The organism is Neobacillus sp. B24, from assembly GCF_055381825.1.
On sequence record NZ_AP035777.1, the window covers coordinates 3,539,067 to 3,557,566 of the forward strand.

At 45.4% G+C, this 18,500-nt stretch carries 18 protein-coding genes; 1 reads left to right on the forward strand and 17 read right to left on the reverse strand.

Going from position 1 to position 18,500, the window contains the following annotated elements:
- Positions 1 to 18: 18 nt before the first annotated feature.
- The 15 genes from ACZ43M_RS17330 to eutL form a co-directional block, all read right to left on the reverse strand.
- Positions 19 to 156, reverse strand: a complete 138-nt coding sequence (locus ACZ43M_RS17330; RefSeq protein ID WP_464503785.1) for a hypothetical protein — start codon at positions 154 to 156, stop codon at positions 19 to 21.
- Positions 157 to 203: 47 nt separating this feature from the next.
- Positions 204 to 1,064, reverse strand: a complete 861-nt coding sequence (gene eutC, locus ACZ43M_RS17335) for an ethanolamine ammonia-lyase subunit EutC (RefSeq protein ID WP_464503786.1) — start codon at positions 1,062 to 1,064, stop codon at positions 204 to 206.
- A 21-nt stretch (positions 1,065 to 1,085) separates the two neighbouring features.
- A complete protein-coding gene (locus ACZ43M_RS17340) occupies positions 1,086 to 2,447 on the reverse strand; it encodes an ethanolamine ammonia-lyase subunit EutB (RefSeq protein ID WP_464503787.1) in 1,362 nt (453 codons plus the stop codon).
- Positions 2,448 to 2,460: 13 nt separating this feature from the next.
- A complete protein-coding gene (locus ACZ43M_RS17345) occupies positions 2,461 to 3,891 on the reverse strand; it encodes an ethanolamine ammonia-lyase reactivating factor EutA (protein ID WP_464503788.1) in 1,431 nt (476 codons plus the stop codon).
- Between the two features lie 42 nt (positions 3,892 to 3,933).
- Complete coding sequence (locus ACZ43M_RS17350; protein ID WP_464503789.1) at positions 3,934 to 4,521, reverse strand: ANTAR domain-containing response regulator; 588 nt, start codon at positions 4,519 to 4,521, stop codon at positions 3,934 to 3,936.
- A complete protein-coding gene (locus ACZ43M_RS17355) occupies positions 4,511 to 5,947 on the reverse strand; it encodes a sensor histidine kinase (protein WP_464503790.1) in 1,437 nt (478 codons plus the stop codon). The genes ACZ43M_RS17350 and ACZ43M_RS17355 overlap by 11 nt, the downstream gene beginning before the upstream one ends.
- A gap of 126 nt (positions 5,948 to 6,073) precedes the next feature.
- Positions 6,074 to 6,514, reverse strand: a complete 441-nt coding sequence (locus tag ACZ43M_RS17360; RefSeq protein WP_464503791.1) for a EutP/PduV family microcompartment system protein — start codon at positions 6,512 to 6,514, stop codon at positions 6,074 to 6,076.
- Positions 6,511 to 6,852 carry an ethanolamine utilization microcompartment protein EutS gene (eutS, locus tag ACZ43M_RS17365; protein ID WP_464503792.1) on the reverse strand — a complete coding sequence of 114 codons (342 nt, stop codon included), beginning with the start codon at positions 6,850 to 6,852 and terminating at the stop codon, positions 6,511 to 6,513. Before eutS ends, ACZ43M_RS17360 begins: the two co-directional genes overlap by 4 nt.
- A gap of 23 nt (positions 6,853 to 6,875) precedes the next feature.
- Positions 6,876 to 7,154 carry a EutN/CcmL family microcompartment protein gene (locus ACZ43M_RS17370; RefSeq protein ID WP_464503793.1) on the reverse strand — a complete coding sequence of 93 codons (279 nt, stop codon included), beginning with the start codon at positions 7,152 to 7,154 and terminating at the stop codon, positions 6,876 to 6,878.
- Complete coding sequence (locus ACZ43M_RS17375; RefSeq protein ID WP_464503794.1) at positions 7,151 to 7,936, reverse strand: hypothetical protein; 786 nt, start codon at positions 7,934 to 7,936, stop codon at positions 7,151 to 7,153. Before ACZ43M_RS17375 ends, ACZ43M_RS17370 begins: the two co-directional genes overlap by 4 nt.
- Positions 7,929 to 8,714, reverse strand: coding sequence for a phosphate propanoyltransferase (gene pduL, locus ACZ43M_RS17380; RefSeq protein WP_464503795.1), 786 nt, complete (start codon positions 8,712 to 8,714; stop codon positions 7,929 to 7,931). The genes ACZ43M_RS17375 and pduL overlap by 8 nt, the downstream gene beginning before the upstream one ends.
- A 6-nt stretch (positions 8,715 to 8,720) precedes the next feature.
- On the reverse strand, positions 8,721 to 9,008 hold the full coding sequence (eutM, locus tag ACZ43M_RS17385) for an ethanolamine utilization microcompartment protein EutM (RefSeq protein WP_464503796.1): 288 nt from the start codon (positions 9,006 to 9,008) through the stop codon (positions 8,721 to 8,723).
- 17 nt (positions 9,009 to 9,025) lie between these two features.
- Entirely contained in the window at positions 9,026 to 10,516 is a 1,491-nt protein-coding gene (locus ACZ43M_RS17390; RefSeq protein WP_464503797.1) for an acetaldehyde dehydrogenase (acetylating), read from the reverse strand.
- Entirely contained in the window at positions 10,506 to 10,955 is a 450-nt protein-coding gene (locus ACZ43M_RS17395; protein WP_464503798.1) for a BMC domain-containing protein, read from the reverse strand. Before ACZ43M_RS17395 ends, ACZ43M_RS17390 begins: the two co-directional genes overlap by 11 nt.
- A gap of 16 nt (positions 10,956 to 10,971) precedes the next feature.
- Positions 10,972 to 11,628 carry an ethanolamine utilization microcompartment protein EutL gene (gene eutL / locus ACZ43M_RS17400; protein ID WP_464503799.1) on the reverse strand — a complete coding sequence of 219 codons (657 nt, stop codon included), beginning with the start codon at positions 11,626 to 11,628 and terminating at the stop codon, positions 10,972 to 10,974.
- Positions 11,629 to 11,833: 205 nt separating this feature from the next.
- Between eutL and ACZ43M_RS17405 the strand changes: the two genes are divergently transcribed.
- Positions 11,834 to 12,262, forward strand: a complete 429-nt coding sequence (locus tag ACZ43M_RS17405; RefSeq protein ID WP_464503800.1) for an acyl-CoA thioesterase — start codon at positions 11,834 to 11,836, stop codon at positions 12,260 to 12,262.
- 55 nt (positions 12,263 to 12,317) lie between these two features.
- Here the strand turns inward: ACZ43M_RS17405 and ACZ43M_RS17410 are convergent, their stop codons facing one another.
- The gene (locus ACZ43M_RS17410; protein ID WP_464503801.1) at positions 12,318 to 15,530 is read right to left on the reverse strand and encodes a UvrD-helicase domain-containing protein; all 3,213 of its coding nucleotides are present in this window, start codon (positions 15,528 to 15,530) and stop codon (positions 12,318 to 12,320) included.
- The gene (locus ACZ43M_RS17415) at positions 15,523 to 18,471 is read right to left on the reverse strand and encodes a PD-(D/E)XK nuclease family protein (RefSeq protein ID WP_464503802.1); all 2,949 of its coding nucleotides are present in this window, start codon (positions 18,469 to 18,471) and stop codon (positions 15,523 to 15,525) included. The genes ACZ43M_RS17410 and ACZ43M_RS17415 overlap by 8 nt, the downstream gene beginning before the upstream one ends.
- Positions 18,472 to 18,500 lie beyond the last annotated feature (29 nt).

An 18,500-nucleotide genomic window follows, 5' to 3' on the forward strand; every position in this document is an offset into this window, starting at 1 on the left:
TCTCTCCTTCCATCCTGATTATGAGTCATCACGGCCAACAAAGATTTCATGTTCTTCCTCTTTAAACGCTCTTACATTTTTATTGGCATGCATGCCAATTGCCGTGCCTGTCAAAAGCGTGATAATCACTAAGGCAAAGCCGATTACAACCTCCATCACTTCCCCTCCTTTCGTAGTATCATTCTTTTGACCAAAGCTCTCCACTATAACTCCAATTTGATCCCGCTCAGTTTTTGCTGTATCATTTTTCGAAGTACGGTTCCGATATGGGCTCCTGCCTCTACGGGTGGTGTACCAAACGGGTGAATATTAGAAATCACGTTGCGGTCCGACTCAACAATCCCTTTTCGCGGCCGATAGCACATATAGGCACTCATCGAGCTTGCCGAGACAAGCCCTGGCCGTTCGCCAATCAACAGCACCAGTACCTCCGGCTCAAGAATCTCACCGATATGGTCCATACAGGCAACCCGGCCTCCTTTGACAAAAAATGGCGTCCCCCAAGAGAGACTGTTTATTTTCAAGGAGTCCAGCAATGCGGGATAAACATCCTGTAAATTCGTTTCAACCGCACTGGCACTAAGACCGTCGGAAACAACAATTTGCACCTGCGGCCGCTGCTTGCATTTTTCCTTAATGGTCCGGACAGCTTCATCCGTTAACACTCGGCCTTTATCGGGACGCTTTAAGTATACTTCTTTATTTTCATAGCACGTTTCTACGGTAAATAAATCAAATTCCTGAAGCGTTTTTTCCAGGACCTCGCCGCCGACCGCATCAATGGCGGCTGCATGGTCAAACTGCAGCTTCAGCATTGTTTTGGTTAACGGCCGGGTTCCGGTGCGCCAAACGCCAATTCGCGCCGGGGTAGATGACGTTAAATCATCACTTCCCTCTCGGTAAGCGGGTGTAGGAATACTAGTTTGCCAATCTTCTTCTGTAAAAATCAATCCTTTATCTTCAGCCTCGAGTACAGATTCATTAGTGTCCTCCGCTGCCGGAAATTTCAATTGCAACTGTTCCATTACTTTTTGGACGATTAATTCAATTTGATTCTCCTGCAACTCTGAACCTCCCTTCTCATGTTAGATAAATAAGGTCGGATCTCCCGCCCGCGCAGTTAATCTGCCGTCTTCCATAATCCCCATCTTCTCAAGCCATTTTTCAAAAAACGGTGCAGGTCTTAGGCCAAGAACACTTCTGACAGAGGCAATATCATGAAAGCTGGTAGATTGATAATTAAGCATGCAGTCATCTGCCATCGGCACGCCAATCAGAAAGTTAACCCCAGCAGAACCAAGCAGGACCGCTAGATTTTCCATGTCGTTCTGGTCGGCTTTCATATGATTTGTGTAGCAAACGTCCACCCCCATCGGAATGCCCTGCAGTTTTCCCATAAAGTGGTCCTCGAGTCCAGCCCGGATAACCTGTTTGCTGTTGTAGAGGTATTCCGGTCCAATAAAGCCGACGACGGTATTGACAATAAACGGTTTATATCTTTTCGCGAGACCATAGCATCGCGCCTCGAGTGTTACTTGGTCAATGCCGTGATGGGCGTCGGAAGAAAGCTCCGACCCCTGTCCGGTTTCAAAATACCACAGGTGGGGTCCGGTCCCAGTCCCTTCCTTATGAATAAGTTCATTCGCCTCATCCAACAATTCGACACTTATGCCAAACGCTTTATTCCCCGACTCGGTTCCTGCCAAACTCTGAAACAGCAGATCAGATGGTGCCCCGTTTTTGATTGCCCGCATTTGCGTCGTGACGTGAGCAAGAACACAATTCTGCGTCGGGATTTGAAATCGGTCCATTTCTTCCTTTGTCATTTGTAAAATTGCCTTTACACTTTCGGCGGTGTCAATTACCGGATTAACGCCGATGACCGCATCACCGATGCCATAGCTTAGCGCTTCGTAGAGGGAAGCCCTGATTCCCTGGATACTGTCGGTGGGATGATTGGGCTGGGCCCGGCCGGCAAGGGTTCCTTTATAGCCGATTGGATAATTGCACTGGGTGACGACCTCCATTTTGGAAGATGCTTGAATGAGGTCCAGATTGGACATAATTTTGGCTGCCGCGGCAGCCATCTCGCTCGTCAAACCCTTGCGAATTCGCATGATTTCCTGATTGGTTGTTTTTGTGTCCAAGAGTATTTCCCGCAAATCACTTACTGTCCAGTTGGCTATAGATTGATAGATTTTTTCATTGATGGATTCTTCAATCACCCGTGACACCTCATCCTCTTCAGGCGGTAGTACCGGGTTATTGCGCATGTCGCTTAAGGTTAACTCTGAGAGCAGATGCCGTGCGGCAAGCCGCTCTTGTGCATCGTTTGCTGCAATGCCTGCCAGCTGATCTCCCGAACGCTCCTCATTTGCCTTAGCGAGGATGTCTTTTAATCCGCTAAATTGATAGGTTTTATTAAGCAATGTAATTTTGGTTTTCACGTGTTCACCTCCCCTATGAAAAGGCCAGTGTCTTAACTACTACGGGGACCATTGTGTCATGAAGCGGTTCGCCAATATCGATATAATCGCCGTGGTCGATGATAATTTGATCGATACAGATCACATCAATGTCACGCGCGGAATACAGCAGCAATACCTGCCCTAAGGCTTTTGCCATATCATTTTCACAAATCACCACAAGGACTGAAGCCCTAGGAAAAAGTCGTGTGTATAGAGTACCGATTACTCCCGCTAATTCCTTTATTTGTTGATAGTTTAAATACGGGATATGAGCTAAACTGATGGCAAACGGCAAGTCGGCATTTTCACCATATAGCTCTTTTCCTTTTAAAAATTGTGATTCCAGTTGTTTATCCAGCCCGGGGTGGCAAACTGGCACCCTCACAACCGGGATATTCCGCAATGGTAATTTTTCTGACCTGATGGATACTGTTGCTCCGCTGATTCTTGTTGACTGCATTCCGGCGCCGATTACGGTTGCCCTTGAGGTCTGGGTTGCAGCAACAACATGAAAGGAATAACTCTTTAACGCTTCGACCAGCTTGGAGGCCAGCATTGGCCCGATATCATTGTAAATAGCCACCTCTGATATTTTCGTAGGCTTGTGCTCATGTGTCAGTCTTCCAACACCTCCCGAAATTACTACCTCTTGAATACCGGGCAGGGTTTCAGATGATGAACTGTGCACTAGAGACTTAAGCTCGGCAATCAATGTTTTTCCAGCTAAACAATCAAGCAGATCACAACAAAGCTGTGCAGTAATCTCAGAAAGCTGGTTCAGCGCCAGCCTCATCCCTTTTTCGAGGCTTATTTTTCTAAAGTCAAGCCAAGGTCGTAACGATGAGGATACCGCCAAAATTTCACCTGCTGCATTCACCTCAATAAGCTTGCCCCCCACATGAAAGGTTATCGTTTCAAGCACCTTTCCCTGTTGAAACAACACAACATTTGCCGTACCCCCGCCAATATCGATATTGGCCACGACACCTTTAGCCCTTTTAGAACGTTCGTAAGCACCCGATCCCCTGCCGGCCAGGACACCCTCAAGGCTGGCACCAGCAATGGCAACCACGAAATCTCCGGACCGCTCCGCCAAATAATGGAGGATGGCGTCAGCATTCTGTTTTATCGCTGTTTCTCCCGTAATGATGACGGCACCCGATTTTATTTCGGAAAAGGATACTCCCATACTGTGATATTCCCCTTCAAGCCATTCAATCAATGCTTGTAGATTGATTTCATCCTGGCTTTTAAGCGGGGTGGAAATAATGTCACTACCGTAGGTCACTTTCCGGTCAATAATTTCGAAATGAGGCAAGGCAAAGTGACTCGATACCCGCCCTAATGTCAATTCACTCATGATTAACTTCGTCGTACTTGTGCCGATGTCAATGCCGACACTTTTGATTACCTCCGCGGTCAATTTTCGTCACTCCTGGACCAGACTATCATTCTAGAAATCTTGTTACTCAGTAAAAACATCATCCCGCCGCAAGATTAAATCCGCAGCCTCACCAAGCGACATTCTGTTCTCCATGCTATATTCTCTCATCCTGCGGTAGGCCCCTTCCTCTGATAGCATCAAGGTTTTCATCAGTTTTCCTTTTGCTTTTTCTATCTGGCGGCGCTCTGCCAATTTTTGTTTAAGTGTCTGTAAATCCCTTGATAGGCACTCAAATTGCTTCTTCTGGCTGAGAGCCATTTCTATTGCCGGGATTAAATCTGCCTCCGTTATAGGCTTGACGAGGTAGGCGGTAACTCCGGACTCTTTGGCGTCTTGTATCAACTCACGCTGACTATAAGCTGTCAATAAAAGGATCGCAGCATTCGATCTTTGCCGGATAATTTTTGCAGCCTTGATCCCATTCAGGATTGGCATTTTTACATCCATGATAATTAAATCTGGGTGCAGCATCATGCTATGCTTTACTGCTTCTTCACCATTTTTGCATTCCTTGATCACTTGATAGCCCTCATCCTTCAGCATTTCTCGGAGGTCCATCCTTGTTATTGGGTCGTCATCCACAATCATGATCCTATAGCTATAGCTCACCTTGTTCACCCTCCTGCTCCGATATGGGAAAAGAAATGATCACCATCGTCCCTTTTCCGGTATTAGAGAAGCTTATGGTGCCATTTAAATCCTCCTCCACAAGCGTATGGCAAATTTCCAAGCCAAGATTGCCGCCACTTACAGCATCTAGACTAAAGCCGATGCCATTATCGGAAACAGTAATTTGCACATGTTGTTGATTTTTCTTAAGGTGAATGGTAATTAACCCATTTGAAGCATGATGAAAGGCATGATTCATGGCGTTTTGGACCAATTCATTGATGACTAAGGCTAACGAACTGGCACTTCGGGAATTTAAATATAATGAATCCCCTTCCACTTCGGCTGTGATGGGATGTTCGTGCAGCGCCATGGAGGTAACGATCCCTTTTGACAAATATTGAAAGATTTCCTTACAATCGACTTCGTCCAAACCGTCCTGTGACAGTATTTCATGAATGATGGAAATACTCATGATCCGATTGATGCTCTCACGGAATACCTTTTCCACTTCTTCAGAATTGGACCGCCTCATCTGCAGCCTTAACAAACTGGCTATTGTTTGAAGATTGTTTTTTACCCGATGATGAATCTCTTTAATGACGGCTGATTTAATCGTAATTTCTCGTTCTTTTTCTCTCATTTCAGTTAGGTCCCTCAACAGAAGAATTCCTCCAACTATGGGTTCGCCGCGATGGATGCCCACTGCTTTTATCTTGATATAGAAATTACCACGCTGAAAATCCTGTGATAACACACCTCCATGCTCTTCTAGCTGCTTAATGGAAAAGGTGCCGGAAAACAGCTGATTCACATTGGTTTCCATCAGCTTTAGTGCGTGGCCAAATTCCAGTAGTATCTGATAGGCGCGCTGATTTGCAAAGGTAATCGACCCATAGGCGTTAAAGATGATCATCCCCTCATGGATGAGCGAGGGAATGATGCTCTCTGTCATGGCTTGTTGAAACAGGGTTTCGCCAAGCTGCTCGGTTGTTTCCATTAACACTTCAACATGCTTTTCCTGCTCCACCATGTCGGTAATGTCTCGTTCCATAATGAGGGCAGCTATCGTTTCGTTCCTGTGGTTCTTAATTGGTGTCACATTTTGCTGGATATTAACATTTTCTTGAGAAACCCCTCGTGCCCCCATGACTGACTCCCCAGTCTTGAGACAGTAAAGCACACCAGGCTCGTTTTCCTTCCAAGCTATTTCCCCTATCACCGGCAGGCGGTACAAGGATTTTCCGTTTTCCGGATGTGCCTCGGCAACCACAATTGCCGCATCCAACTCCAGCAGCAAACAATCAATAAATACATCAGACTGTGAAAGATCGGCCCAAAGCTGCAGCTGCTCCGAGACTTCTTCCAGCAGCCTTCTATCTTCCAATGACAACCCCATTAACCCCATCACTATCTCACCATTCAATTTCGCCCCACCCCCGTGGTCAAGCATTTCTACATACCTATTCGCAGAAATCGCCCAATATTCACCAAGCAGATTGGGATGGTGAATCGACAGTGATGGTGTTAGATACCATTTGCTATCTTATCTCTATAGGTACCTTAGAATTCCGGTCCTTAACTCTAAAATTCCTTCCCCGGTGATGGAAGACACCCAATAAATGGTGTTTTGCGGCAGGACTTGCATCAGCATTTTTTCTGCACGCTTCAAATCGGCAGCTGGGTGGTCGATTTTGGTAATGACCCCAATCGGGATAAGCGGGAAGCCATGGGCAAAGTTTGGCGGCAGAAACTGCCTATTTCTGGTTGCATCCTGAATTACGAGGAGGACACGAGCCTCCAGCGCTGTGGCGAGCAGCGACCGATAAAACATTGGGTTTTCACTGTATTCCCCGGGCGTATCTATAATCCAGTCCATATAATTGAGCGATTGGGTTTTCACGGCGGGCGTTGGGTCTTCCAGCAGTGCCTTTGTTAACGTTGATTTCCCGGAACCCACCGGTCCAATTAGCAACACTTTTCCTCTTTTCATGAACGGGTGATCTCCGCTGGTTCAAATTTCAACTGCCTGCTGAGAAACTGATTAATGGCTTGAATCGCCATTTCCACATTAGAAACTGTTCCGCAAATCACCAGTGATCCGGTGAACCGATCCAAATAGCCAATATCAATATCCGCCGCTTTCGTCGCAATATCTGCCGCAATGATGGCTGTTTCCGTTGGCGTTAATGTTAAGATCCCAATTGCTCCCGCCTGCCCGATTCCTAGTTTTGTATACAATGCCTCATCGGGATTGGCAATGATATGAGCCAATGTCAGCTGCTTGCCGGGTACATATTCTTGAATTACACGCTGCTTCTTCTCCGTCACGATTTTCACACCTTTAAAAGCTATTATTCCGCTTCGTCCACCTCTACTTCAAGAGAATCCACAATTCCTACCACCACCGCATCAATCGGCGCCGTTTTATGAAAGCTGGTACGCGCCGGACTTCCACGTGACACTATTACGCGTTCGCCCCGGCCAGCCCCAATTCTGTCGGCCGCAATAATCGGTGCACCGGCTGAATCCCCCCTCCAGGTAATCGGCTCGATAATCAACAGCTTCAACTGGTTCATGCCCTCTTCTTTCTGTGTAGCCCAAATACTGCCGATTACCTTTCCAAGTATCATTTCCCCGCCTCCTTACCTGCAATTTTTAATTCAATACCCTTTTCCCTGATGAACTCCTTAGCCAGCGGCGTAATAATGACCCCTTCCCTGACCAATATAAGTTTTGACTCTACTGTATTTCTTGCCAGCCAGTCCGACGTTACCACCTTTTCTTGAAACATGACTGGGTCTTGCTGCCCCTCTCTACCTTCACCAACTAATAATAAGTTCACTATTTCCTTATGAAGGCAAGCTTGTTTGGAAAAACGAATTCCCAAGTCGATCATTTCTTCTTTGTAGTATTCGAACTTCCTCCGGTATGGAAGCGGCAGCTCTAATGTCCTTAACGTCTGGCGATCGGCTCGTTTCAATCCCGGAGAATCCTCCCCCACAATGACGGGTTTCCCCAGCACCAACGCTGAAAAAATAATCTCCGCCTTCACTGATCCCTTTAGACCACCGCAGACTCTTGCAGCATTATCCAAATCAATCTCTGGAATGACAATACCATCGTAATCCAAAGGCAGTTCAATCGGTGCCTTGGCGTATTCATCAGCAGCGATGATTTGCTTCGCACCAGTTGACTGAATTTGCTGGATTCCCAGCCATGCTGATGTTTCCCCATCCATAAATAGCAAATCATGATCAATTTCCCTGTTTAATAGATAGATAAGCTGATCGCGATAGAGCTCATGTGCCGAACTGTCACAAAAGATAAATAAGACTTTTTTTCGAGGGTGTCCCTGTTTCAATAATTCGCGGGTAATCCGCTCTACTAGCTGTTGTAATTTATCTTTATCCATCCCGTTCCACCCCTAGAAACGGTGAATATAAGCGGCGATTTTTCCCTAGCACCGCCACATTGTCACCATTCGATAACCCCGCAGCGTTGGCCTCATCCTGATCAATGTGAAAATCCAGGCAATAAGTTTCCTTGACCCTTACAACCACGTCCTGAAAAATCACCGCCCTTCCTGATGACCCTAGAATTAACGTATCTCCTTGTTTGATATCAAACCTCCTCGCATCCTCTACTGACAAATGAACATGATTTTTAGCCACGATTAAACCTTCCTGAATGGTCACTGCCCCCGCTGGTCCAACCAACGTAACTCCCGGGGTCCCGTTTATCGAGCCTGACAAACGAACCGGGGGATGAATGCCTAAAGTAAACCCATCAGTACGGGAAATTTCCACCTGTGTTTGCCCGCGGAATGGCCCAAGTATCCGGACATTGCGAATAACTCCCGATGGCCCAACCACAGTCACCGTCTCCCGGGCTGCAAATTGACCTGGCTGCGATAATGGCTTGAACTCCGTCATCCCCTGCTCGTCACCGAACAGAATCTGGAAATGTTTTGCCGTCAAGTGAACATGGCGATTGGATACACCAACAGGTATCGTTACTCGCGTTGCTGCGTCCGCTTCTGAACGACCGGCATGTTGAATCACAATCTTCCGTTCTATTAAAAAATCTTTAGCGGAAGGGGTCAGTTTGTCTCCGTCTTGCAGAAGAAACTCCTTTCCCAGTTTTTGTTGCACCATTAAATGCCTCAGGATTTTTTCCGTAATCAGCGCCATCTAACACTAGCCTTCCAATTTAGGCAGTATCAGCTCGATATCGGAATGCGGCCGTGGAATGACGTGGACTGAAATCAGTTCCCCGACGTTTGACGCTGCTGCTGCCCCTGCATCTGTCGCCGCTTTAACAGCCCCAACATCACCGCGCACCATCACTGTAACTAGCCCGCCGCCGACCTGAACCTTGCCAACGAGTCTGACATCGGCCGCTTTCACCATCGCATCGGCTGCTTCTACCGCCCCGACTAAGCCTTTCGTTTCAATCATGCCTAATGCAGACATTTCTCTTCCCATACCGATAACCTCCTAGATTACTTGTTTATTTGACTGATGACTTTTAAGATAATTTTCGTGATTTCTTCTTCACTAATTTCAAAATTCAATCCTGTTGATAGTTCCACTGGCATTTCAGGTATTTCATGGCTGCCAACCACTTTTTCGTGCTCATCGGACATTTCCCGAACACCAAATGCGACTCGTTTTATATTCATCAGATGCTGCGGCCCGATATTGTCAGTGGTGATATTGTTGCCGAATGTCCCGCACCCAAGTGTCAGCGATGGAAAGATCGCCGTTGTTGCGCCAATTCCCCCAAAGGTCGTTCCTGAATTCACGACAATTCGTCCCGCTTGTTTTTTCAGTGAGAACTCTCGAATCACCTCATCATCCTTGGCATGAATTCCTACTGTATGTCCAAGGCCCCCTGTTTCCAGCAGCCTAACACATTGCTCGGAGCCCTCACGCCAATCCTTTACTGTATAAAGTGCTAAAATTGGAGATAATTTTTCGAGTGAAAATGGGACGGTTTTTCCAACCTCCACCTCTTCTCCAACAAGAATTCTTATATTTTCAGGAACATCAATTCCAGCCAACTCACCCAGTCTTTGCGGCGACCTCCCGACAATCTCAACATTTAAGGACTTATTCTTCAAGATAAGCTTGGCTACTCTATCTTTCTTCTCCGCAGTTAATAGATAAGCCCCGTTTTTCTTTAATTCTTGTAAAAATAGTTCCTTAACACGCTCCTCGACCACAACAGCTTGCTCAGAAGCGCAAATGGTTCCATAATCAAAGGATTTGCTATGAACAATTTGCCTTGCCGCTAGTGCCACATCGGCACTTCTGTGGATAAATACCGGAACGTTTCCCGGTCCAACCCCGTAAGCGGGTTTGCCGGAGCTATACGCAGCCCTTACCATCGCCGGCCCTCCGGTTGCCAATAATAAGTTTGTTAGATTATGAGTCATCAGTTCCTGTATTGCCGCAAGCGTTGGTTGTTCCAAACACTGAATGATAGAATCAGGAGCCCCCGCAGCCACCGCGGCCTCATTAACGACTCTAACTGCTTCCATACAGCAGTTCAATGCAGACGGGTGCGGGCTGAAAACAATCGCATTCCTGGCTTTGACTGCAATCAATGCTTTGAAAATGACGGTTGAGGTCGGATTGGTAGAAGGCAGGATCCCTGCAATCACACCAACAGGTTCAGCAATCTCCCATACCTTTCTTTGATCGTCCCCCGCAACAATCCCCACCGTTTTCAAATCCTTAATTGCTTCATACACCTGCTTAGCGGCAAATAAATTCTTAGTCACCTTATCCTTTACATTTCCAAATCCTGTTTCTTCAACAGCCATTTGAGCGAGCCTTCCCGCTGAATCGGCCGCTGCATCACACATCCTTTTTACAATCCCGTCAATCTCTTCTTGCGAAAAGGATGCTAAAGTTTTTTGTGCTTTAGAAGCCTCCCGTAATCTATCACGGACTTCCTGAATGGATTGTAAATCCTGATCAAGTTTCATGACCTTCACCTACAACTTTTAACATCAGTTCAATTAGCTCCGCCTTCTTCAATTTGTAGAACTCCCTCCCCTTCACCGGGAAGCCTTCCATCTCTCTGGCTAATTTTTGCAGTTCAACCATCGTCATCTTTTGAAAAATTTCCCCTTTACCATGTGTCGGTACTTGAAAAAAGTCTAATAGCTTAAAAATCGTTTCGGCAGGTTTGGCAATCACTTTTGAAGTACGGTAGCCGCCAAGCATTTGTGCTATTCTCACCCCGCTGTCGACCGCTGCCTTTACACTAGCCACATCACCAATCATGTAACCTGTAACAATACCAGCATCCGCTTTTTCATACTTAATGACCTTTACATTCGCAGCCTTTACTGCTTCATCCAGCGCCGGAATCAGCGATGTCAATCCAATTGTTTCAATCATTCCGAGGGCATAGGTTTTCATCTATTTGCCTTCCCTTCTAAAACGAACTATGGGGAGAAAGCGCGATTTTTTGTATCGTATCCGCAAACGCTTCTGCGGCGGCCTTACAGGAGGATTGGCTGCCGGTTAACAAGCCGCCGCCAAAGTTGGTTTCCGTCGGCGGACCGTAAAACACACAAAGCTTTACATTGGCCGCCTTCAATGCCGCATCCAAACCGACCATCGCCTCAAGCGGAGGGGCAATCAAATAGGCAAGCGGCTCCCCCGGGTTGATCCCCGCCATTTTTGATAAAAACGTTCCTGTCCGTGAAACAGTGTGAGCAAAGTAAGCGTGCTCCCCCGCCTCGTCAACAGCATAAAACGACGGTCCTTCGTTAATCATCCGAACCGCAACCTCCAGTCCACTTTTCACTTCCGATGGCGTCGCTCCCCCTAAAATCCCCAGGAATTCCCCCGATAACGGTCCCGAGGCATGGGCAGCCCCCCCATAAAAGGACTTGGCGTAGATTACTTCAACTACGGCCATTTTTGTAGCTTCGTCCAATGCGGTATAGCCGACATCATCACTGGTGCTTGTCACCAATGCGAGACTTTTAATATGGCCCGGAATCTGCAGGAATTCTCTCAAACCATCGTCTACATTGGGAATAACTTGACTTGCCAAGGCCAGACCAGGAAGTCTTTTTAAAACCATCTGTTCACCTCCCAAAAGACAAAAAGGTGCCCTGATACAGACTTAAACTGCATCGAAGGCACCATTGCCGAAATCTATTCACTTTTTTAGGTTACTAACATCCTATTTCTCTCAATTTATTTTATGCAGAAAAATCAGAATTTTAAAGGATTTCTCCAGCAAGCGCAGAATGATAATTTTAAAGAATAGAAAAGGGTGGTTTAACATGATGAATGATTATCGTTTTTCTCATCGGCTTAAGGTCCGATACTCCGAAATCGATGGGCAAAAAATTGTATTTAATGCTCATTATATGACTTATATAGATGTGGCAGTTACAGAATACTTTCAAGAAGGTCTAAAACTGGACTTTGAAGGTGAAGACTTTGATTTTGTGTTGGCGAAATCTACCTTGGAATATAAAAATTCAGCACGGTTAAATGACTGGTTAAATATATGGTGCAAAATGACCAAAATCGGCACTACTAGTATGACAATGAATTTCCTTATAACTAGGGAAGGTGAGGAGGATCCTATTTTACTGGCAGAAGTTATCTATGTCAGTTACGATCCACATACAAAAACAACTCGTCCTGTACCGCAATCGATTCGCAAACGAATTGAAGCTTTTGAGAACGGACAATTGGTTAATTAAGAGCGAGCAGATTAAAAAAGCGGCAGATTTCAACTCTGCCGCTGATTCCTTGTCTCTAATTATTTACCTTTAAAAATATCCGATTGGGTGAAAGGAAATAAAGTCCTTGGTGGTTAACGGTCTCACCCGTCATTTCCTCCCATGCCTGCCGATAAAACTCAAGCTGACTTTGGTAAAAATCCTGCAGCTTTTGATAGTCCTCTTCCTGTTTGGCACGGTCAGTTTTATAGTCAATGATGGTCCAGACGCCATTCTTTTTATAAATAAGATCGATGACACCTTTAACAAAGATTGGATGTTTATCATCCGGTTTCGTCGTGATAAGTGAATAAAGCTTGCTTCCATGTTCCGCTTTCAATGTAAAGGGAACCTCCGTCATCACGTCTTCCGCCGTCTGCAATTCGTCCCATAGCGAAGAAGCTTTAAGGTTCTTTAGATAGGAAAGAACTTCAGCTGCTTTTTCCTGTGGCAGCCCAACTTTATCTAAGGCGATTTTTATATAATCCGAAACGTCATAACCTTGGACAGCTTTTTCAAAAACATCATGAATCAGCGTGCCCCAATCCTTGCCGCCGCCGGACTCCCGTTCAATCACAAGCTCAGAGTAATCCTTGTCTTTTGTCGGCGTCCAATGATCGTACGTCTTCTCTTTACTTTGATCCAGCCAGGCAAGTTTGCTAACCGTTTTAGCTTGGTAGTCACTGAAAGTAACTACCAGTGAATCAGGCTTCGTCCCCCAACCTTCAAGCACAGGAATCTCCAACTCCTCGATATTTTCCATACCAAATAGAATTTCCCACGGATTTTTCTTATTGTTACCGCTGGAACTGATTATGAGAGCCTTCTCAGCGCGGGTTGCTGCCACATAAACAATCCGCAGCTCTTCTTCTGTTAAATACAATAATTCCTCAGCCTTATACGATGTCCATTGGAGCGGTACCGCTATTTCACGGGATTGAAAGCCGTTATCCACCGAAAAGGTAAAGTACCCTTTGGATGAGTGATCCTCCCGCTTAATATGTTGATTTAGGAAGGATTCCGGATTGACTGACTTTGCTGGATGGGCCAGAAAGACAATCGGTGCCTCAAGTCCCTTCGCCTTGTGAATGTTCATGATTCTGACGGCATCGGCCTCTTCTTCCATATTTGCCGCGACTGTTTTTTCAAAAATCTGTTCCGTCAGGGTCTCAATCATTTGTTTATAAGAGGTGTTTCCAACTGCTTCCTGTTTCCGTAATGCCTCGATAATCTGCAAGAGGCTCTTATACGTCCGTTTGTTGCGGCCGTTTTTTAATAATAGCGGATAAAAGCCAACATCCTCCATTATTTTTTCAATCGCAGCAGTCGGTGGCAGATTACGAATCAGTTTTTGATAGGATTGCAATTTGCCTAATGCCAGTTCAAATTTTGCTATGACAGCTGGTGCCAATCCATCAGGGACTTGCGCAAACAATGAAATACGGCCCTTCTGCTGTTTCCATTGATACAGATCATTATCGCTGATGCCAAAGAAAATTCCGCGCAATACCGCAACAAAAGCTAGTTCATCGGTCGGGTCAAGGAACGATTTTAATAGAATCCATAGATCTTGGAACTCCCTCGTTTCGCCGAGGATGACCTCACCACTGATGCTGACCGGAATTCCCGCATCCTCAATCATTCGTGCATAAGTGGCAACTCCATCATTATAACGTGTCAGCACCATAAAATCCTTGGCCCTATGTCCCTGCTCCATTAGATTACGAATGGTCAGGGCGATGTTTTCCGCATCCTTCAGTATCACTTCATCTTTCTTTTTGTAATCTGCAGGTACACTTAGGCGTTTAACACCGGAAAACCCTATCCCCTCATCCTCGTGATACGAAATTAACGGACGATAGGCAGCTTGATAGATTGTTTCCACCTCAGGCAAATGATTTTTGAAAACTGGATTTAATTCTGTTGTCACTGAATCAAGAGTACGAAAATTCATCGTCAGCTGCAGCACCTCCCCGCCGTGTTCCCCAATTAGCTGTTTCACACGGTTATACGTATCGATATCAGCACGGCGGAACCGATAAATGGCCTGTTTCGGGTCACCGACCACAAACAGGGAACCCGGTCTTGGCTTGCAGTGTGTCCAGTTTTTCTCCTTCAAATCTTCACCGGTGAGGAAAAACATGATCTCGGCTTGGATTGGATCGGTGTCCTGAAATTCATCTACCAGTAAAAAGCGATATTTGTCTTGGAAGTACCCCCGGACCTCGGCGTTCTCTTTTAACAATTTGGCAGTATGCATCATCAAATCCTGAAAGTTTAACAGCGACCGTTCCTTTTTTAGCCCCTCATAGGTTTGTACCCCATCCTTTAAGAAGGCAATAATCCTTGGGTGACAATATTCCTTCCATGCTTGGATGAGCGGCTTAATTTTGACTTCAAATTCCGAAACGATTTTTCCCTCGTAGAACTTAGCATCTTCCTTTGAAAGCCAGCGGTTATATGTCGGCTTCAGATTCTTATCAAATAAAGTAAGGATACTAATGATATTCTTATCCTTAGCGGCATCGATAAATCTCTCCTTTTGAACAGCAGTTACAATCACCTTTTGCAGGGAATCGTAGCCCTTTTCCGGCTCTTGGTCCGGTACAGCTTTTCTTGCCTCTTTAATCAGATTCATAAACGAATGATACTCTGCCTGAAGGTCAGGCTTCGCAACATGTTGTTCTGTGACCCATTCAACATCAGCATATTCCTTTAGGTTCTTTAGCCATGGGAACAGCTGATCAATCGCGATTCCTAAATCCTCAATCATTCTTATTTGGCTGGGGTCCAGATCCATCACGTTCTGTAAATGCAGCTGCCAGGCTTCTTCCAGAATATCATTATCACCAGATTCTTCCAGTTCTTTAAACGATAAATCAAGGTCAGCTTCAATCGGGCGTTCACGAAGAAGCTTGGCACAAAAGGAATGCACTGTCCCTAAGAAGCATCGTTCGATATTTTGCAATGCCTCACCCAAACGAAATTGGGCATCAAGGTCGGTTTCCTGCTTCCATGCTTCTTCCAATTTCGCCTGGAAGCGAACCTTCAATTCATCTGCCGCCTTTCTGGTAAAGGTAATCGCGACAATCTGCTGAATTTGTGCTGTTCCTGTATAAATGAGGTTTACCATCCGGTCGACCAGGCTCGTCGTTTTTCCGGAACCGGCACCGGCTTCGACCAAAAAGTTCGTGCCAAGCACATGTTTAATCTTATCGCGATCATCTTGGTCGATAATGTTCTTAGTCATAAGCCCGAACCCCCTTTAACTTTTGATTAGACTGTTTTTGCGCAAGGATATCTTTGTCATAAAAATTCCGGCGGCAGACAAGCTTAAATTCACAATACCTGCAATCAGCTTCATCATCCGTCATTTCAAACTTTCCGTGTTTAATGATATCAATCAGCTGCTCCAGTATGGAAAGGCCGTTTGTTCTAAGCACAGCATCCTGCTTGCGGACAAATCGCTCCGCCATCCCTTTCACTGTCGGAAAATAATAAGAGCTTTCTTCCACGGCACCCTCTCCCAACCCAAGGTGCTGTTCGATCGCCAGCGCATACACCAAATGCTGGAGCTGGCGGCCGCCTTTAAAGGCACCGTTTTTGGCATATCCGTAGGAACTTCCGGTTTTATAGTCGATAATGTGGTATTTTCCATCTAGCGATTGGTCGACACGGTCAATGATTCCTGAAAGCTTAAATTCTCCGGATGGAAGCTTGATTACCGCAGGCTCCTTCCCTCCGATACCAAAGGAGTACTCAAACTCAAGGGCATCGTAGGTTTCGCTGTGGCCTTCTTCTTCCTTCAGAAAAATTCGGCAGCATTCTAAAATATCATCCAATTCCCTTAAGTAAACCCGTTCATTCGGCGGCGGCAGCACCTCTTTTTGCCTCTCCGTTAGTTCTGTGGCCAGTGCCAAAAGCTTGTCCAAATGAATGGCAAACACAGGCTTGGCATTTTCAGCTTTCAACCTCTTGTAAAATGTCTCAAAAATACTATGCAGCAGACTCCCCCTGCTTGCAGGGTCAAGCCATTTATTTGCATCAAAGGCAATATCCTCGATTGGCTTAATTCGCAAAACTTCTTTTAAAAAATAAGAATACGGACACTTCGCCAGTGTTTCTAGTTTACCGGCGCTTAGTGTTTTTTCGTGATTCAGACGCGGGTCATAATCAGCAGCATCTATATCCACCAAACCCTCAAACTGTGAATAATTGTTTCCATAGCGAGCATTTTCTGCAGTGATTCCATTTTTCACATTTTCAAAATGGTCGAGAACCCCATTCGAGATGACGACCGGAATATCGCTGGTTAACTTTTCATTCCAATAGTCCTTATCATCAAAAATATCCTCTGCAATGATCGTCGTTGGCAGGGATGTTAATGCTTTAAAGTCCGCATCGTGGTTCCCGGTCATGAGGCGGTAGCATTGCAGAACAACAAACGCCGGATTGATCACCCGATTATCATTAATGTCAAAATCACAATAGCTTACCATTACCTTTCCGGAGGACTGAGCCAAAACCTGCAGCAATGTGTAAAGGTTTTCCTGACCTTTGGTACTTAGCAAAGGCAGACTGCTGTTAAGCTTTACTCGTTCCGTATCAAGCAGCAATGGGTCCTCACTAGCATTACCGGGAAACTTCTTGTTATCCAGCCCGACAATAAAGACATTTCGGCGGATATTGTAAACCCCTCGTTTATAGGAGGATACATGAAGATGTCCAGGCTTAGGCCGCGATTGATTCACCATAATCGAGAGTAGCAAATCCTTTACTTTTTCAACCACGTCATAGCTGGATAGCGCTTCATCCGCATACGGAATGATTTTCTCAATTTCCTCGAGGATGGCAGTTTTGGCGATTTCATCAAAGGCAGAACTTGTCCTGCTATGGTTCTTCAAGATAAAAGCAATCCCAGTTAGTAAGTGTTTGTAGTTCATGGTTACAGCAAAGTTCGGCAATTCTTTAAATAGTCCCGAAAACCACTGTTTTAACCATGAAAGGTCACTTAGCTTCGTTTCATAGAAAGCATCTTCAGCATTTAAAGCTTCAATTGCGCTAGTAAGAACATTCAAATAACGTTCCTGGGACCAGCCAATCTGTAAATCACGCAACACCTTGGCAATTCTCGATTTGGACGGGGCCTTATCATCAAACTCCAGCAGCCCTTCATTGATTATATCAATCAGTCCTTGGACACTGTAATTGGCCTGGGTCCAGGCAAGCAACCCGGAGACCAGCCGGCCTGGGCGGCTGAAGGACACTGGAAGCCCCTCACCAAAAGTGACTGGGATGGTCATTTTTTGAGATAAATGATAAAAAAGAGTGACATAGGAATTAGCATTGGTATAATAGATGACATTTTCATCGAGCAGCAATTTTTCTTCTTTGATCTTATCGAGTATTTGCTTAACCTCGAGCTCTTCTGTTTTAGCTGAAACAATGGTCAAGTCAGCTTCTCCTCTTGCCTGGTCCTGCTGATAAAGATAGCTGAGCGGTACACCCTCTCCAAAGCTGATTGAACCTAGGCTTGTCCTTTCTGGGATACTCACACCAAAAACAGGAGCCAATGGAAGCTTCAATCTGTTTTCTGGCAAGATTTTTTCAAGAAATTGTTCTTCCAATTGAGAAAGAGTAAGGTTTGACTGTAAAATATACACCTTATTTTCATCGTTCGAGGCTGGAACCAGCGCTTTTCTTATGAGACTGGCCTTATCGTCAAATCCATTGGCTTGAATCATAGCCTCGTAGCCTGCCAATATTTCAGCCATATCGTCTCCCTTTTCCGGCGTGATAAAGGCTTCCCTACTAAGGCTATCTACTGTATAACCCGCGAGCCTTAATGTTTGGACCGTAGAAAAAACCTTATTACTAAACGAAGGGGTAACCTCCATGCCTGAAAAGTATTGGAGTCTCCCCTGCTCCTTCAGTTGGTTTAGCAAGGTGTAAGTGAACTGAACACCAACCGAGTGGTCTAAAATATCCAACGACTGGTTAGAATTCAATTCCACTAGATTCTTTGCTAGATCCATAACCGTTTGATACTTAAGATTTATTGCCCGATGACCTGCTTTAACAAAGGCTTCGTTTATTTGTTCACCAATATTATGGGAATCAACAATCACGATTTTCTCTTTAAATGGGTATCTAAAACAAATTTGATTTAATTCTTTCACTAAGCTATCCATCCAACCACTCCTATCGTGTTCCCGGATCA

Bases quoted from the DNA above. Each gene is read 5' to 3' on its own strand.
- ACZ43M_RS17330 (WP_464503785.1), bottom strand. From the start codon at position 156: ATGGAGGTTGTAATCGGCTTTGCCTTAGTGATTATCACGCTTTTGACA.
- ACZ43M_RS17360 (WP_464503791.1), bottom strand. From the start codon at position 6,514: ATGAAAAGAGGAAAAGTGTTGCTAATTGGACCGGTGGGTTCCGGGAAA.
- ACZ43M_RS17370 (WP_464503793.1), bottom strand. From the start codon at position 7,154: ATGATACTTGGAAAGGTAATCGGCAGTATTTGGGCTACACAGAAAGAA.
- ACZ43M_RS17375 (WP_464503794.1), bottom strand. From the start codon at position 7,936: ATGGATAAAGATAAATTACAACAGCTAGTAGAGCGGATTACCCGCGAA.
- pduL (WP_464503795.1), bottom strand. From the start codon at position 8,714: ATGGCGCTGATTACGGAAAAAATCCTGAGGCATTTAATGGTGCAACAA.
- eutM (WP_464503796.1), bottom strand. From the start codon at position 9,008: ATGGGAAGAGAAATGTCTGCATTAGGCATGATTGAAACGAAAGGCTTA.
- ACZ43M_RS17390 (WP_464503797.1), bottom strand. From the start codon at position 10,516: ATGAAACTTGATCAGGATTTACAATCCATTCAGGAAGTCCGTGATAGA.
- ACZ43M_RS17395 (WP_464503798.1), bottom strand. From the start codon at position 10,955: ATGAAAACCTATGCCCTCGGAATGATTGAAACAATTGGATTGACATCG.
- eutL (WP_464503799.1), bottom strand. From the start codon at position 11,628: ATGGTTTTAAAAAGACTTCCTGGTCTGGCCTTGGCAAGTCAAGTTATT.
- ACZ43M_RS17405 (WP_464503800.1), top strand. From the start codon at position 11,834: ATGATGAATGATTATCGTTTTTCTCATCGGCTTAAGGTCCGATACTCC.
- ACZ43M_RS17410 (WP_464503801.1), bottom strand. From the start codon at position 15,530: ATGACTAAGAACATTATCGACCAAGATGATCGCGATAAGATTAAACAT.
- ACZ43M_RS17415 (WP_464503802.1), bottom strand. From the start codon at position 18,471: ATGGATAGCTTAGTGAAAGAATTAAATCAAATTTGTTTTAGATACCCA.